This window comes from Bradyrhizobium sp. PRIMUS42 (genome assembly GCF_023006515.1).
In the GTDB taxonomy this organism is placed as follows: domain Bacteria; phylum Pseudomonadota; class Alphaproteobacteria; order Rhizobiales; family Xanthobacteraceae; genus Bradyrhizobium.
The window spans coordinates 1-765 of sequence record NZ_JALBGZ010001368.1 but is presented as its reverse complement, the minus strand read 5'-3'; the positions used below and the strand labels follow the sequence as shown (position 1 = coordinate 765).

General features: G+C 65.1%; 1 protein-coding gene and 1 pseudogene. Both read left to right on the top strand.

All coding sequences use genetic code 11. The features are described 5' to 3' along the window. Window positions 1-70 precede the first annotated feature (70 nt). A pseudogene (locus MOV75_RS40410) lies at window positions 71-334 on the top strand (PRC-barrel domain-containing protein); the annotation flags it as partial. Window positions 335-357: 23 nt separating this feature from the next. Continuing rightward, the coding region (locus MOV75_RS40405) for an MFS transporter (RefSeq protein WP_369010506.1) at window positions 358-765 on the top strand (408 nt) is incomplete at its 3' end.

Genomic DNA, 765 nt, shown 5'->3' with positions numbered 1-765 from the left:
CGAGATGTTCGACCTCGCTGATCTCAGGCGGATGCTCGACCGATGAATCGTGCACCGCCGACATCAGCGGCGCATCGTCGATGTCATCGTCGATCGCGGCGGCCATGTCCGCGCCGCGGCCATCGATTTCGGCGGATTTCTCGGCGTCGGCAGTCGCAAGATCGTGGTGGACTGGAACGCACTGCGCTTCGGCAAGATCGCCAACAAGAAGGACAGCATCACGCTGGAATTGACCAAGGCGCAGGTCGCGGCCGCGCCGGAATACAAGGAAGACACGCCGATCGTGGTGCTTGGCGCGTCCGGCAGCCTTCAACCGCTGCAAGCGATCCAGTGAGGTGCGGGGAGGGCTGACCGGCTGTGCTGTTGTCGAGGAAGCCGAACCAAGCAGATCGCGATGTCCGCGTTGAACAGGACGACGTCGCGGTGCCATCGGCTGTTGGCATTCCGGCGCCGTCGCGCCAGAGCCTGCGCGGCCTCGACTGGTTCATCTTCTTCCTCGCCGACGTCCAGACCGGATTCGGTCCCTTCATCGCGGTCTATCTGACCACCCAGAAATGGACCCAGGTCGAGATCGGCCTCGTGCTGTCGATCGGCGGGATCGTCGCGTTGATCGGGCAGATGCCGGGCGGGGCGATCATCGATGCCGCGAAATCGGAGCGGCTGGTCGCTGGCCTGGCGATTGCGACGATCGGCGCCTGCGCACTGGCCTATGCGGCAATGCCGATCTTCCCCGTCGTGGTGGCCGCGGCCACCTTGCACGCGGCG